Annotated in this window: 9 protein-coding genes; 8 read left to right on the top strand and 1 reads right to left on the bottom strand. The window is 57.8% G+C overall.

Translation table 11 applies throughout. The annotated features are described in order from the left end of the window. The first annotated feature begins 36 nt into the window (after positions 1 to 36). Together yhdP and tldD are read left to right on the top strand one after the other, a co-directional pair. A complete protein-coding gene (gene yhdP, locus BWI95_RS07580) occupies positions 37 to 3,831 on the top strand; it encodes an AsmA2 domain-containing protein YhdP (protein WP_076769263.1) in 3,795 nt (1,264 codons plus the stop codon). Positions 3,832 to 3,915: 84 nt separating this feature from the next. Then, on the top strand, positions 3,916 to 5,361 hold the full coding sequence (gene tldD, locus BWI95_RS07575) for a metalloprotease TldD (RefSeq protein ID WP_054802959.1): 1,446 nt from the start codon (positions 3,916 to 3,918) through the stop codon (positions 5,359 to 5,361). Between the two features lie 43 nt (positions 5,362 to 5,404). Here tldD and aaeR read toward each other — a convergent pair whose 3' ends face one another. After that, positions 5,405 to 6,328, bottom strand: coding sequence for an HTH-type transcriptional activator AaeR (gene aaeR, locus BWI95_RS07570; RefSeq protein ID WP_076769262.1), 924 nt, complete (start codon positions 6,326 to 6,328; stop codon positions 5,405 to 5,407). A 178-nt stretch (positions 6,329 to 6,506) separates the two neighbouring features. On the opposite strand from aaeR, the gene aaeX reads away from it, so the two are divergent. The 6 genes from aaeX (at position 6,507) to BWI95_RS07540 (ending at position 15,702) form a co-directional block, all read left to right on the top strand. Beyond that, a complete protein-coding gene (gene aaeX, locus BWI95_RS07565; RefSeq protein ID WP_023480966.1) occupies positions 6,507 to 6,710 on the top strand; it encodes a p-hydroxybenzoic acid efflux pump operon protein AaeX in 204 nt (67 codons plus the stop codon). Positions 6,711 to 6,717: 7 nt separating this feature from the next. Further along, positions 6,718 to 7,650, top strand: coding sequence for a p-hydroxybenzoic acid efflux pump subunit AaeA (gene aaeA / locus BWI95_RS07560; protein WP_076770292.1), 933 nt, complete (start codon positions 6,718 to 6,720; stop codon positions 7,648 to 7,650). A 5-nt stretch (positions 7,651 to 7,655) separates the two neighbouring features. Further along, positions 7,656 to 9,623, top strand: coding sequence for a p-hydroxybenzoic acid efflux pump subunit AaeB (gene aaeB / locus BWI95_RS07555; protein ID WP_076769261.1), 1,968 nt, complete (start codon positions 7,656 to 7,658; stop codon positions 9,621 to 9,623). An 83-nt stretch (positions 9,624 to 9,706) separates the two neighbouring features. Then, on the top strand, positions 9,707 to 11,161 hold the full coding sequence (locus BWI95_RS07550; RefSeq protein WP_076769260.1) for an NAD-dependent succinate-semialdehyde dehydrogenase: 1,455 nt from the start codon (positions 9,707 to 9,709) through the stop codon (positions 11,159 to 11,161). A 27-nt stretch (positions 11,162 to 11,188) separates the two neighbouring features. Further along, positions 11,189 to 11,458 carry a barstar family protein gene (locus tag BWI95_RS07545; RefSeq protein WP_054803020.1) on the top strand — a complete coding sequence of 90 codons (270 nt, stop codon included), beginning with the start codon at positions 11,189 to 11,191 and terminating at the stop codon, positions 11,456 to 11,458. Between the two features lie 152 nt (positions 11,459 to 11,610). Then, the gene (locus BWI95_RS07540) at positions 11,611 to 15,702 is read left to right on the top strand and encodes a S6 family peptidase (protein WP_083699358.1); all 4,092 of its coding nucleotides are present in this window, start codon (positions 11,611 to 11,613) and stop codon (positions 15,700 to 15,702) included. The last annotated feature ends 6 nt before the right edge of the window (positions 15,703 to 15,708 follow it).

Genomic DNA, 15,708 nt, shown 5'->3' with positions numbered 1-15,708 from the left:
ACAAGCGGGTCTGATGGGTTTGACAAGGAGAGAGGCGTGAGGCGACTGCCGGGGATATTACTGCTTACAGGCGCGACGCTGATCGTTATCGCGGCGCTGCTGGTAAGCGGGCTGCGCCTTGTGTTACCCCACCTTAATGAGTGGCGTGAGCCAATTCTGGCGCGCATCTCTGCACAAACCGGGCTTCCGGTTAAGGCCAGCGAGTTTCAGGCGCGCTGGCAAACCTTCGGCCCGGAGCTGGAGGTTCGCGATATTCAGGCCACGCTGAAAGATGGCGGCAGCGTTGAGGTAAAGCGCGTTACTCTGGCGCTTGACGTCTGGCAGAGCCTGCTCCATCTGCGCTGGCAGTTCCGCGATCTCACCTTTTATCAACTCGCGGTTAACAGCAATACCCCCCTTGAGAGCAGTGAAGAGGGCAACACCCTCGGCAAGGATCGCATCAGCGATCTCTTTTTGCGCCAGTTCGATCACTTCGATCTGCGCGACAGCCGCGTCAGCTTTTTAACCCCCTCTGGTCAACGTGCCGAACTGGCGATCCCGCAGCTCACCTGGCTTAACGGCGACGATCGTCACCGTGCCGAAGGGCAGGTAAGCCTCACCAGCCTCACCGGACAGCATGGCGTGATGCAGGTGCGTATGGATCTGCGCGATGATAACGGCCTGCTGAATAACGGCCGCGTCTGGCTACAAGCCGATGATATCGATGTCAAACCGTGGCTCAGCCAGTGGATGCAGGATAAGGTCGCGCTGACCTCCGCCCGCTTTAGCCTCGAAGGGTGGATGACGCTCAACAAGGGCGAAATTGAAAGCGGCGATGTGTGGCTGAAAAAAGGCGGTGCCAGCTGGCTGGGGAATAACACCACCCATCGCTTGACCGTCGACAACCTGACCACCCATATCAGCCGTCAGAAAGCGGGCTGGCAGTTTGACGTGCCGGTGACGCGCATTGCGATTGATGATAAACCCTGGCCGCAGGGGGCGCTCAGCTTCGCCTGGGTCCCGGCGCAGGAAGCGAAAGAGGCGAGCGATGAGCTACGCGTTCGTGCCACCAACCTTGAATTGAATAGCCTCGACGGGCTGATGCCGATTGCGCAAAAAATTTCCCCGGCGATGTATGACATCTGGAACACTCTGCAACCGGCGGGCGAGCTTGCGCGGCTGGCGGTCGATATTCCATTAAAAACGCCGGAAAAGAGCCGCTTCCAGGCGCGCTGGCAGGATCTCAGCTGGCATCAATGGAAGCTGCTGCCCGGTATGGAGCACTTCGCCGGCACGCTTGATGGGAGCGTTGAAAACGGGCGCTTAACCGCCGATATCTCGCAGGCGAAGATGCCGTATGAGACGGTGTTTCGCGCGCCGCTGGAGATCGAAAAGGGGCTGGCCACGCTCAACTGGCAGAAGAACGACCAAGGCTTCCAGCTGGACGGGCGCAATATTGATGTACAGGCCACCGGGCTGCACGCGCGCGGGGATTTCCGTTATCTGCAACCGGAAGGCAAAGCGCCGTGGCTCAGCATTCTGGCCGGAATTAACGTCTCCGACGCCGGGCAGGCGTGGCGTTACTTCCCGGAAAACTTAATGGGCAAAGCGCTGGTGGACTATCTCAGCGGTGCGATTAAAGGCGGGCAGACGGAAAACGCCACGCTGGTCTTCGCCGGTAACCCGAGCCTCTTCCCCTATAAGCATAATGAAGGGCAGTTTGAAGTGCTGGTGCCCCTGCGCAATGCCACCTTTGCCTTCCAGCCGGACTGGCCCGCGCTGCAAAACCTCGATATTAGCCTCGACTTCCTCAATGACGGCTTATGGATGAAGAGCGACAAAGTGATGCTCGGCGGCGTGACCGCCAGCAACCTGGCCGCTGCGATTCCGGATTACATCAAAGAGAAGCTGATCATTGATGCCGATATCAATGGGCCGGGCAAAGAGGTCGGCCCCTATTTTAAACAGACGCCGCTGCACGACTCGCTCGGCAGCGCGCTAGATGAGCTGCAAATTGATGGTGATGTGAGCGCTCGCTTACATCTCGATATTCCGCTGGACGGCGAGATGACGCTGGCCAAAGGCGAGGTCGCGCTGAAGAACAATTCACTGTTTATCAAGCCCATCAGCAGTACGCTGAAAAACCTCAACGGCAAATTCAGCTTTGAGAATGGCAACCTGAAGAGTGAGCCGCTGACCGCCACCTGGTTTAACCAACCGCTGAACGTCGACTTCACGACTACCGAGGGCGCTAAAGCCTACGAAGTGGCGGTCAATCTCAACGGCAACTGGCAGCCATCACGTACCGGCGTACTGCCGGAGCAGCTTAACGATGCGCTGCGCGGGAACGTGACGTGGAAAGGGGATGTTGGCGTGACGCTCCCTTACCGCGGCGAAGCGAGCTATAAGGTCAACCTGGCAGGCGATCTCGGCAATATCGCCAGCACCTTACCGCCGCCGCTTGAAAAGCGGGCAGGCCAAGCGCTGCCGGTGAAGGTGAAAGTGGACGGCAACCTGCACAGCTTTGCGCTGACCGGTAACGCAGGCGCGGATAATCACTTTAACAGCCGCTGGCTGCTCGGCAGCAAGCTGGCGCTCGATCGCGGCATCTGGACCTCGGAGAGTAAAACCACGCCGCCGCTGCCGGAGCAGAGCGGGCTGGAGCTTAATCTGCCGCCGCTGGACGGCGCGCAGTGGCTGGCGCTGTTTAATCAGGGCGCAGCAAGCCATGTCAGCAGCAGCGCTTCGCTGCCCTCGCGCATCACGCTGCGTACGCCCGCCCTGACGCTCGGCGGGCAGCAGTGGAATAACATGAGCATCGTCTCGCAGCCGCAGTTTGCCGGCACCACTGTTGACGCGCAGGGCCGCGAGCTTAACGCGACGCTGAAGATCAATAAAAACGCGCCGTGGCAGGCCGATATTCGTTATCTCTACTACAACCCGGCGAGCGCCGCGAAGACGAAAGATATCACTTCGCCAACCACACTTTTCAGCGAGAAGCAGCGCATTGATTTCAGCGGCTGGCCCGATCTGCAACTGCGCTGTAAAGAGTGCTGGCTGTGGGGGCAGAAATATGGCCGTATCGAGGGCGATTTCGCCATTAAAGGCGATACGCTGACGCTGGCAAATGGGCTGGTTGACAGCGGCGTGGCACGCCTGACCGCCGACGGCGAGTGGGTCAACCGCGCGGGCGGCGAGCGGACGTCCATTAAGGGCATTCTGCGCGGCGACAAGCTCGATTCGGCGATGGGCTTTTTCGGTGTGCCGACGCCGGTGCGCGACGCGCCGTTCAACGTCAATTACGATCTGCACTGGCGCAGCGCGCCGTGGCAGCCGGAGGAAGCATCGCTCAACGGTATTCTGCGCACGCGCCTCGGCAAAGGCAAAATCGATGATATCAGCACCGGGCATGCCGGGCAGATCCTGCGCCTCTTCAGCGTCGATTCGCTGCTGCGCAAGCTGCGCTTTGATTTCAGCGACACCTTCAGTAATGAGGGCTTCTGGTTTGACTCCATTCGCAGCACGGCGTGGATCAAAGATGGCGTGCTGCACACTGATGACACGCTGGTCGATGGACTGGAAGCGGATATTGCGATGAAAGGCTCGGTGGATCTGGTGCGTCGCCAGCTCGATGTTGAAGCGGTGGTGGCACCGGAAATCTCCGCGACCGTTGGCGTGGCGGCGGCGTTTGCCGTTAACCCGATCGTCGGCGCGGCGGTGTTCGCGGCCAGCAAAGTGCTGGGTCCGCTGTGGAATAAAGTCTCCATTTTGCGCTACCGCATTACCGGCCCGGTAGACCAGCCGCAGATCAACGAAGTGATGCGCCAGCCGCGCACCGACAAAAAGCAATGATTTGACGGCATCAGCGAATTGCCTCAAGCTCCTTGTATCGCACTTTTTTATTGCCCGATGTGGCGGCAACGACGAGAAAACATGATGAGTCTTAATCTGGTGAGTGAACAACTGCTGGCAGCGAATGGCCTGAATCATCAGGATCTGTTTGCCATTCTCGGTCAACTGACCGCGCGTCGTCTTGACTACGGCGACCTCTATTTCCAGTCGAGCTATCACGAATCCTGGGTTTTAGAAGACCGCATCATCAAAGATGGTTCGTACAATATTGACCAGGGCGTGGGCGTGCGCGCCATCAGCGGCGAGAAAACCGGTTTTGCTTACGCAGACCAGATCAGCCTGCTGGCGTTAGAGCAGAGCGCGCAGGCCGCGCGCACCATCGTCCGCGAAGAGGGCGACGGTAAAGTCAAAACTCTCGGCGCGGTTGAGCATCAGAGCCTCTATACCAGCATCGATCCGCTGCAAAGCATGAGCCGCGAAGAGAAGCTCGATATCCTGCGTCGCGTCGATAAAGCGGCACGCGCTGCCGACAAGCGGGTGCAGGAAGTGACTGCCAGCCTGACCGGCGTCTACGAGCTGATTCTGGTGGCGGCGACGGACGGCACGCTGGCGGCCGATGTGCGCCCGCTGGTGCGTCTCTCTGTCAGCGTACAGGTTGAAGATGACGGTAAACGCGAGCGCGGTGCCAGCGGTGGCGGCGGTCGTTTCGGTTACGAGTGGTTCCTGCAAGAGGTGGATGGTGAAGTTCGTGCCGACGCCTGGGCGCACGAAGCGGTGCGTATGGCGCTGGTCAATCTCTCTGCCGTCGCTGCGCCTGCGGGCACGCTGCCGGTGGTGCTGGGCGCAGGCTGGCCGGGCGTGCTGCTGCACGAAGCGGTCGGTCACGGCCTCGAAGGAGACTTCAACCGTCGCGGCACTTCCGTATTCAGCGGCCAGATGGGGCAATTGGTTGCCTCCGAGCTTTGCACCGTGGTCGATGATGGCACCATCGCCGATCGCCGTGGTTCAGTTGCCATTGACGATGAAGGGACGCCGGGCCAGTACAATACGCTGATCGAAAACGGCGTGCTGAAAGGCTATATGCAGGACAAGATGAACGCGCGCCTGATGGGCGTGAAACCGACCGGTAACGGCCGTCGTGAGTCTTATGCCCATCTGCCGATGCCGCGTATGACCAACACCTATATGCTGGCGGGCAAATCGACGCCGCAAGAGATTATCGAATCCGTGGAGTACGGCATCTATGCGCCGAACTTCGGCGGCGGCCAGGTAGACATTACCTCCGGCAAGTTCGTCTTCTCCACCTCTGAGGCTTACCTGATTGAAAAAGGCAAAGTGACCAAAGCGGTTAAAGGCGCGACCCTGATTGGCTCTGGCATCGAAGCGATGCAGCAGATCTCCATGGTCGGCAACGATCTGAAGCTTGATAACGGCGTTGGCGTCTGCGGCAAAGAGGGGCAGAGCCTGCCGGTTGGCGTGGGTCAACCGACGCTGAAGGTCGACAATCTGACTGTCGGCGGCACGGCTTAATCCTTACCGTTCACCCTCTTTCGCGCAAAGAGGGTGAATGCTTTCACACCCTGCGCCCCTGCATGCTCTGGTAGACCTTCGCTACCTCAATAAAGTAATCCGTCAAATAGTTGATACAGACCTGCACTTTCAGCGGCAGCTTATCTTTCTGTGTGTAGAGCGCGTAAACCGGGCGCGGATCAGACTGGTAGCGCGGGAGCAGGATCTCAAGCTGACCGCTGTTGATCTCATCGATCACCCACATCAGCGGCACGTAGGCGATCCCTGCGCCAGCGGTTAGCCAGCGGGTTAAGGTCATCGGATCGTTGGTGACAAACCGCCCCTGCGGGATCAGGCGCGTGGCGATCCCTTCCGGGGCCACCAGCTCAAACTCGTTATCCGGGCGCACGCTGTACTCCAGCCACGAGTGGTTCACCATATCGGCCGGCTTTTCCGGCGTGCCGTAGTGGGCGAGATAGTTTTTGGCCGCGCAGACCACCATCGGCATGGTGCCGAGGCGGCGGGAGAAGAGGCTGGAATCCTGCAACGCGCCCACGCGGATCACCACGTCCAGCCCGTCGGCGATAAGATCCGGCGCGGGGATGCCCGTCACCAGATTAACTGACAGCCCCGGATGCTCTTTCAGCATCTCGGCGGTCATTTTTGCCAGCACATTTTGCGCCATGGTTGAAGAGCTACCGATGCGCAGCGTGCCGATGGGCGTATTGTTAAAGGCGTAGAGCTGCTCGTGCACATCCTGCACCTCATGGAGCATCCTGCGACAGCCCTGATAGTAGATCTTTCCTGCTTCGGTCAGCCCAATGCTGCGCGTGCTGCGGTTCAGCAGCTTCACCTGCAATTCATCTTCCAGCTTCGCCACGGTCTGGCTGATGGACGAAACGCTCATTTGCAACTGACGTGCAGCGGCGGTAAAGGAGCCCAGTTCCACCACTTTGGCGAACACCGACATGCGTTTTAAACGTTCCATTATTCACTCTGACTTAAAAGTGATTTAGATCACATAATATAGATAACAGCATAACAGTTACGCTAATATACTATCTATCCATAATATTCACGTCACTCTCGCCTGGCTCTCCTTGCCCTTTCCTGCGGTGGCGTACGAACGATTTATCACCTGCAAGCGTAAAAAAACCAAGGTCAACATGAGTCTGTTTCCCGTCATCGTGGTGTTCGGTTTGTCGTTCCCACCGATTTTTTTCGAGCTGATTTTGTCGCTGGCGATTTTCTGGCTGGTGCGTCGGATGCTGATCCCGACCGGGATCTACGATTTTGTCTGGCATCCTGCGTTGTTTAACACCGCGCTCTATTGCTGCCTGTTTTACCTGCTGTCGCGTTTATTTGTTTGAGGTAGAAGTGAAAACACTAACAAGAAATATCACCCGTACCGCGATCACCGTGGCGCTTGTTATCCTGGCGTTTATCGCCATTTTCCGCGCCTGGGTTTACTACACCGAATCACCCTGGACGCGTGATGCGCGCTTCACCGCCGATGTGGTAGCCATCGCCCCGGATGTCACCGGGCTGGTTACCAGCGTTGATGTTCACGATAACCAGTTGGTCAAACAGGGCCAGGTGCTCTTCACCATCGACCAGCCGCGCTACCAAAAAGCGCTCGAGCAGGATGAAGCCGATGTCGCCTATTACCAGGCGCTGGTCAATGAGAAGCGACGCGAAGCCGGTCGTCGTAACCAGTTAGGCATTCAGGCAATGTCGCGCGAAGAGATTGATCAGGCGAATAACACCCTGCAAACCGAACTGCATCAGTTAGCGAAAGCGCAGGCGACGCGCGATCTGGCGAAGCTCGATCTGGAGCGCACCACTATTCGTGCTCCGGCCGATGGCTGGGTCACCAACCTCAACGTTTATGCCGGTGAGTTCATTACTCGCGGCTCCACCGCCGTGGCGCTGGTGAAACAGAACAGTTTCTATGTGCTGGCCTATATGGAAGAGACCAAGCTTGAGGGCGTGCGCGCCGGTTATCGCGCTGAGATCACGCCGTTAGGCAGCAATCAGGTGCTGAAAGGCACCGTCGACAGCGTCGCCGCCGGGGTGACTAACTCCAGCAGCACCAATGACAGCAAAGGGATGGCGACCGTCGACTCCAACCTCGAATGGGTTCGCCTGGCGCAGCGCGTACCGGTGCGCATTCGTCTGGACAAACAGCAGGGCAACCTGTGGCCGGCGGGCACCACCGCAACCGTCGTGGTTACCGGTAAAACCGATCGCGACGCCAGCCACGATTCGCTGTTTCGTAAAATCGCCCACCGTCTGCGTGAGCTGGGGTAATCGCTATGGGGCTGTTCTCTATCGCCAGCCAGCATCTGCGCTTTGCCTGCAAGCTTGCTGGCGCGGTAGTGCTGGCGCTGTTTGTCGGCTTTCACTTCCAGCTTGAAACACCGCGCTGGGCGGTGCTGACCGCGGCGATTGTTGCCGCCGGCCCCGCGTTTGCGGCAGGCGGTGAGCCTTATTCCGGTGCGATCCGCTACCGGGGTATGTTGCGTATCGCCGGGACCTTTATCGGCTGTATTGCCGGGCTGACCATCATCATTATGCTGATCCGCACGCCGCTGCTGATGCTGCTGGTGAGCTGTATCTGGGCGGGCTTTTGTACCTGGGTCTCTTCGCTGATACGCGTTGAGAACTCCTACGCCTGGGGGCTGGCGGGCTACACGGCGCTGATCATTGTTATCACCATTGAGCCCAACCCGCTGCTGGCACCGCAATACGCCGTGGAGCGCTGTAGTGAGATCGTGGTGGGGATTTTGTGCGCGATTGTCGCCGATCTGCTCTTCTCGCCGCGCTCTGTGAAGCAGGTGATCGATCACGAGCTCGATAGCCTGCTGGTGGCGCACTATCAGTTGATGCAGCTCTGTATCAAGCATGGCGACAGCGAAGAGGTCGATGCCGCCTGGGCGGCGCTGGTTCGCCGCACCGCCGGGCTGGACGGTATGCGCAGCAACCTGAAGATCGAATCCTCGCGCTGGGGGCTGGCAAACCGCCGTCTGAAGGTAATCAACACCCTCTCGCTGACGCTGATTACCCAGGCGTGCGAGACCTACCTGATTCAGAACACGCGCCCGGATCTGATCACCGATACCTTTCGCGAGCTGTTCGACGAGCCGGTCGAAACGGTGCAGGACGTACACCGGCAGTTAAAACGCATGCGGCGGGTGATTATCTGGACCGGCGAGCGCGACACGCCGGTGACGCTCTACAGCTGGGTCGGGGCGGCGACGCGCTACCTGCTGCTTAAGCGCGGCGTGATTGGCAATACCAAAATCAGCGCCATCGAAGAGGAGGTGCTGCGGGGCGAAGCGGTGGTGAAAGCGGAATCCGCCGAGCGCCACCACGCAATGATTAACTTCTGGCGCACCACGCTCTCCTGCGCCCTCGGCACGCTCTTCTGGCTGTGGACCGGCTGGACCTCCGGCAGCGGGGCGATGGTGATGATTGCCGTTGTCACCTCGCTGGCGATGCGGCTGCCCAATCCGATTATGGTGGCGAAAGATTTCGTCTACGGCATGCTGTGGGCGCTACCGATAGGCGCGCTCTACTTCCTGGTTATTCTGCCCGCCACCCAGCAAAGCATGCTGCTGCTCTGTATCAGCCTTGCGGTGCTGGCCTTTTTTATTGGCATCGAAGTGCAGAAACGGCGGCTGGGATCGATGGCGACGCTGGCAGGCACCATCAATATTCTGGTGCTGGATAACCCGATGACCTTCAAGTTCAGCTTCTTCCTCGATAGTGCCTTGGGGCAATTAGTGGGCGTGGTGCTGGCGATAACGGTGATCCTGCTGGTGCGCGATAACTCGCAGGCACGCACCGGACGCGTGCTGCTTAACCAGTTTGTCTCGGCGGCGGTCTCGGCAATGACCACCAACACCGCCCGGCGTAAAGAGAACCACCTCCCGGCGCTCTATCAACAGCTCTTTCTGCTGCTGAATAAGTTTCCCGGCGATGTGGCGAAGTTCCGCCTGGCGTTAACGCTGATCATTGCCCACCAGCGGCTACGCGATGCGCCGGTGCCGATCAATGACGATCTCTCGGCGTTCCACCGGCAGTTGCGCCGCACCGCCTCTGAGGTGATCGCCGCCGGATCCGATACCAAACGGCGTCGCTACTTTACCCAGTTGCTTGAAGAGCTGGCGGTGTATCAGCAGAAACTGCGTGAGTGGAATGCCTCGCCGCAGGTGACGGAGCCGGTCGAGCGGTTAACCGGCATGCTACATAAGTATCAACACGCGCTAACCAGCAATTAATGACAAAGCCGACGCCCTAAGCGTCGGTTTTTTTATGACTATACTTCACAGGAGAATCAACACACCGCAGATCAGGAGAACTCATGAGCACGCAGGCATTGCAGGAGAGTGCGCTTTTTCAGACCGGTTATCTGGTCGATGGCGTCTGGAAAACCCTGGAGACCACCTTTGAGGTTCTGAACCCGGCCAGCGGCGAGGTGATCGCGCGCGTGGCGAAAGCGGGGAAAAAAGAGACCGAAGAGGCGATAGCCGCCGCGGCGCGCGCCTTTCCCGCCTGGCGGGCAAAAACCGCCAAAGAGCGCTCAACCATTCTCTATCGCTGGTATGAACTGATTATCGAGAACAAAAGCTGGCTGGGGCGTTTGATGACCAGCGAGCAGGGTAAGCCGTTGAAGGAGGCGGAGGGCGAAGTCGAATACGCCGCCAGCTTTATTCAGTGGTTTGCCGAGCAGGCAAAACGCGCCAACGGCGAGATCATTCCGCCGGTTAAGCCGGGATCGCGCATTCTGGCGACCCGGGAACCTATCGGCGTGGTGGCGGCAATTACGCCGTGGAACTTCCCGATGGCGATGCTGACGCGCAAGCTCGGCCCGGCATTAGCCGCAGGCTGTACCGGGGTGATCAAGCCCGCCAACAATACGCCGCTGAGCGCCTTTGCGCTGTTAACGCTGGCGAAAAAAGCGGGTGTCCCGGATGGCGTGCTGAATGCGGTCGCTGGCACAACCTCTGAGATCAGCGATGCCATTATGGCAAGCCCGGAGGTGCGCAAAATCTCCTTCACCGGCTCAACGGCGGTGGGCAAAACGCTGGTGCGTAACGCTGCCGAGACGATGAAAAAGGTCTCAATGGAGCTGGGCGGAAACGCGCCCTATATCGTCTTTGATGATGCGGATATTGATGCCGCAGTGCAGGGCGCGGTGGCGAACAAGTTCCGCAACGCAGGCCAGGTGTGCGTCAGCGTTAACCGCTTCTATATCCAGGAGGGTGTCTATGACGAGTTTACCCGCAAGCTGAGCGAGGCGGTTAAGGCGCTGAAAGTGGGTAATGGCATGGAGGAGGGGGTAGTCGTTGGCCCGCTGATTGAGTCGTCCGCTGTCGATAAGGTGCGTGAGCATGTTGAAGATGCGGTAGCGAAAGACGCGAAAGTGCTGACCGGCGGCGAACCGCACGCGCTGGGCGGTAACTTCTGGCAGCCGACGGTGCTCGGTGACTGTAGCGATGGCATGAAACTGGCGCAGGAAGAGACCTTCGGCCCGCTTGGCGCCTGCTTCCGCTTCACCAGCGAAGAGGAGGTGATCAAACGCGCCAACGCCACGCCGTTTGGGCTGGCAGCCTACTTCTATACGCAAAACCTGCAACGGGTGTTCCGCGTTTCGCAGGCGCTGGAGAGCGGCATGATTGGCGTGAACGAGTGTGCGGTATCGACCGAAGTCGCGCCTTTTGGCGGCGTGAAGGAGTCGGGTTTAGGCCGCGAAGGCTCCGTGCTGGGATTAGACGAGTTTATGGAAGTGAAAACGCTACATTTAGGCGGTTTATAAACAGTGGAACGGCAGATGATGGAGAGCATGAAAACCTACACCTTCGATTTCAAAGAGATCGCCGATCAGCGCGCCTTCTATCGCGATTTTTGTCGCCAGTTCGCCCTTGAAGAGGAGAAGGTGCACGATCTCGATTCGCTGTGGGATGCGGTAATGGGGGAAGCGTTACCGCTGCCGTTGGAGATTGCTTTTATCCATCTGCCGGAGAAGAAGCGCCGCCGTTTCGGGGCGCTGATCCTGCTGTTTGATGAAGCGGAAGAGGAGCTGGAGGGGGCGCTGCATTTTAATGTGCGCTAACTGCACTCTATTTTCGGAATATATAAATATCACACTGTGCTAGAGTTAATTCGCGGCAGGCAAAGAGCCTGTCGCGATAAATATAATCAGTAGGGGCTTATTACTATATTTTCAATGTAGAGCAATATTTTCTTCTATTACTAAACCAAAGGATGGTTAGTATGAAAAAGATATATTCGCTTGAAGTCACACTATCACTCTGTTTATCTCTCTTTTTCCCTTCCTGCGCATTGCATGCGAAAGCGCGCATTGTCCAACGCTCCGTAGCGAATGCCGATATTCCTTATCAGACCTATCGTGATTTCGCGACTAATAAGGGGGCGTTTTATCCGGGAGCCCGGGACGTGGCCATTTATAATAAATATGGTCAGACGGTTGGCCTGCTAAATCAGGCACCGATGCCCGATTTCAGCAGCGTAAATAACAGGTCGGGTATCGCTACACTTATTCACCCGCAATATGCAACGACGGTGCATCATAATCCCACGTCATATCTCAGAACCCTGGAATTTGGTCATTACCCTTATGAACTGGCGGACAGAGAGAGTATCCGGCTAAAGGACTTTAGCGTTATTCGTTTAAATAAAGTGGTCACGGAGGTGGCGCCCGCCGCGATCTCCCCCTTAAACATGCCGCTCAAAACCCTGCATGACGAGGCGCGTTTTCGTCTCTTTTACCGCATGGGATCCGGCAGACAAAAAGTGAGTGATGCCTCGGGTAAGCGGAGCGATATCCAGGGGGCGTATCGTTTTCTCACTGGTGGGACCATCGGGCAGCCGCGGATTAACCTTTACCAACTGTTAGTAATCAACTCCGGTGATGTTTTTGACCCTAAAAATGGTCCGCTGGCGAGCCACGGCGCACTGGGCGATAGCGGTTCTCCGCTCTACGCCTGGGATAGCCTGAACAACCAATGGATCGTGGTCGGCGCATTAAGCATGCTCTATCTGGGGCCAATTGAGCAGACTGCGTACACCTTTGTTGACCCACAATTCATTCAGCAGACAAGGGATAAATATGCCAGTGCGGCGATAGAAAACCGGCAACGCAATGCGCTGTTTTTCTGGCGATACGATGCGGCAACCGGGGCGGGCACGTTAACGCAGGGGAGCAGCACTTATGCCATGCAGGGCAAGGGCCCAGAGGGTACCAGTAGCGGTAACGATCTGACTTTTCGCGGCGCGAATGCTGTTTTGATGTTGCAGGATAGCGTCGATCAGGGCGCGGGAAGCTTAACCTTTTATGGCAACGCTAGCGTCTCGCCGATGGAGGCGCAGACGTGGATCGGCGGCGGCGTTAATGTCGCTGCCGGCGCAACGGTGAAATGGCTGGTGAACGGCACCGAAGGCGATAATTTGCATAAGGTGGGAAAAGGTACGCTGAGCATTAACGCGCTGGGCATCAACCCTGGGGGGTTGAATATCGGTGACGGAACCGTGGTGCTCGCCCAGCGCCCCGATGCACAAGGCAGGGTGAAGGCATGCAGCGTGCTGCGCATCGTCAGCGGCAGGCCGTTAGTGGTGCTTCGCGATGGTCAGCAGGTCGATCCCGACTCGATTACATGGGGCTTTCGCGGCGGCAGGCTGGACGTTAACGGCAATGCGCTCACCTTCCACCAACTTAATGCCGAAGATTACGGGGCCGCGCTGATTAACCGGGCAGTAAAGCGGGCCGATATCCATCTACGTTATCAGCGCGCGATCGACGCCATCCCTGTCTACGAGTGGTCCTACTCGCGAACCGGGCAGGTCGGCGAGCTGTATGGGTACCGTAATTCCAATACCGGCACTAATGATTACTTCATTCTTAAAACGCCTGAGTATGACTGGTTCCCGGACAATCAACACAGTAATGAACATTGGGAGTTTGTCGGTCACGATCATCAGCAGGCGATCCGCACCCGTTATGAGCGCCTTAAAGATGAGGGCTATATCTATCACGGCCAACTGCGGGGAAATCTTAACTTCACTAACCATGTCGCACCCGGAACGCGGGGCGCGTTGATTCTCGATGGCGCGGTCGACATAGCCGGTGATTTTACGCAGCAGTATGGCCGGCTGGTGTTTCAGGGCCATCCTGTTATCCATGCCTATAACACGCCGGAGATTGTTGAAAAACTGCGTCTGCTGCGGGATTTCTCGCTGCGCAGCGAGCCGGTTTCGTTTACGCAGCCGGATTGGGAGCGCCGCATTTTCCACGTCAATCGTTTAGTGCTCGATTATGCCTCGTTCGATCTGGCAAGAAATGCGTCACTGCTTGGCAACATTGAGGCCAGAGGCTCGGCTATCACGCTGGGCAGTTCTACGCCTTATATCGATATTAATGATGGCAATGGCGTGGTGAACGTGCCGCGCAGGGGCAACTCAACGGGGGCGCTTGATGAGGAACTTAGCCGCTTCTGGGGTCACATTAACCTCTCCGCGCACTCGACACTCGCCATTCGGGAGAAATTTACCGGCACGGTTTACGGACAGGATAGCCAGGTTACGGTTTCGTCGCGGGAAGCCACTTTTGATGGATTCAGCCAGTTCAGCCAAACCCCGCTCACCCTTCTGGAGAATGCGCGGCTGACCGCAACGGGCGGCTGGAGCAGTGATGCTACGGTGAGCGTTGGCCCTTCCGCCTCGCTACTGCTGGCGGCCAATCCTGTCGCGCCGGGGCGTGTTACTCCAACACTCTATGCGCTTAAGAGCAGTGCGACGTATGAACTTAATGATGAAAGCACGCTTAACGTGGCCCCCTTTGCCTCACTATGGGGACATATTCACGCCGTCGGCGAGGCGTTCATCCACTTTGGTGAGAGTGATGTGCCGCGTCTTGTTCAGGGTGTGACACCCGGGCAGAAGGGGAGCATGGCCAGGCTCTTTGGTTTTCAGAGCAGCTGGATTGGTTCACTCTCTGCGCCGCGCGCACGCTTAAGCCTCAATGCGACACGGTGGCAGCTACGCCGCGATTCCGGGGTCGGCAGGCTCTCGGCTTCGCGCTCGCTGGTGGGACTTTCCGCTGGAAGACATCGCTTTAACACCTTAAGAATTGGCGAGTTAGAGGCCAGTGAAACGGGGTTTGCCCTGCGTACGGATCTGCAAAGCAGCGATAAAATCGTGATCAGCCAGCATGCGACTGGGGAAAACAACGTTCTGTTTCTGGATGTGCTTAAGCTCTCACGACGCATCCAGGGGCTGCATCTTCCATTGATTACGGCCCCGCGCGGCACGCCCGCCTCGCTCTTTACAGCGGCAAAAGCGGTGCGGGGGTTTAGCAAACTTGAGCCGATTATCAAACGGCAAGAGGATGCGCTAAGCACGCAGTGGATCCTGACCGGTTTCAGTCAGACGCCCGATCCCGCCGCTATTGCCAAGGCCAGACGCTTTTTTGCCATGAGTTATAAGCGGTTCATTACGGAAGTAAATAGCCTGAATAAACGCGCCGTGCAGTTGCGGGAAAGAGGCGGGGGTGAGGGGGCATGGGCATTCACGCAACGCCATAACGGTACCGGCAAAGGGGGGAGCAGTCATCACGACGCCATGACCTGGTCGGGTATCGACAGAAAAAGCGCCTTGCCCGGTGCCGATCTCTTTTCCGGCGTCTATATGAGTTACGCCACCCATCAGTTGAGCGGCGAGAGCATGCAGGGAAGCAGCCGCGATTTCGGCGCAGGCTACTACGCTACGTTGCTGAGCAAGTCCGGTTTCTATCTCGATGCTGGCGTGAAATATGTCCACTCATTCAATCATGATTGGCTGGCGTTTAGCGGTCTTAACGCACGGGATTACCGCACCAACAGCTGGTTAGGCGGCGTTGAAACGGGCTATCACTATCCGCTGACCCGGCATGCCTACATCGAGCCGCAGGCGCAGGTTGTGCTGGGCAAGCTCTCTGGTGCCACGTTTCACTGGCACGATCGTGGTCTCCCTCTCTCCCTGCATCGTCAGAGCGCGATCCCGTGGGTGGGGCGTACAGGGATCGTGGCGGGGGCACACTTCTGCGATGATGATCGGGCGATTACGCTGCGGGCAGGGTGGCATTATGAGACGGAACTGCGGGCGGATGGCGATATCATCCTTCATGATGATGCAGGCAATATGCGGGTTAAGGCCGAACGTGACGGGCGCATACACTACCATGCCAGCATTGATGGGCAGGTGAGCGACAACCTCCATCTTGAGCTTGATGTTGCGCACTCAAGGTTTGGCAACATGGATGCGGAGCAGGCTATCAACGCGCAGGTGCACTACTATTTCTGATAAAAA

This window comes from Kosakonia cowanii JCM 10956 = DSM 18146, assembly GCF_001975225.1.
Classification (GTDB): domain Bacteria; phylum Pseudomonadota; class Gammaproteobacteria; order Enterobacterales; family Enterobacteriaceae; genus Kosakonia; species Kosakonia cowanii.
This window is presented reverse-complemented; position numbering and strand designations above follow the sequence as displayed.

Coding starts and splice junctions, on each gene's coding strand:
- BWI95_RS07540 (WP_083699358.1), top strand. CDS start 11,611: ATGGTTAGTATGAAAAAGATATATTCGCTTGAAGTCACACTATCACTC.
- BWI95_RS07550 (WP_076769260.1), top strand. CDS start 9,707: ATGAGCACGCAGGCATTGCAGGAGAGTGCGCTTTTTCAGACCGGTTAT.
- tldD (WP_054802959.1), top strand. CDS start 3,916: ATGAGTCTTAATCTGGTGAGTGAACAACTGCTGGCAGCGAATGGCCTG.
- aaeR (WP_076769262.1), bottom strand. CDS start 6,328: ATGGAACGTTTAAAACGCATGTCGGTGTTCGCCAAAGTGGTGGAACTG.
- aaeB (WP_076769261.1), top strand. CDS start 7,656: ATGGGGCTGTTCTCTATCGCCAGCCAGCATCTGCGCTTTGCCTGCAAG.
- aaeX (WP_023480966.1), top strand. CDS start 6,507: ATGAGTCTGTTTCCCGTCATCGTGGTGTTCGGTTTGTCGTTCCCACCG.
- BWI95_RS07545 (WP_054803020.1), top strand. CDS start 11,189: ATGAAAACCTACACCTTCGATTTCAAAGAGATCGCCGATCAGCGCGCC.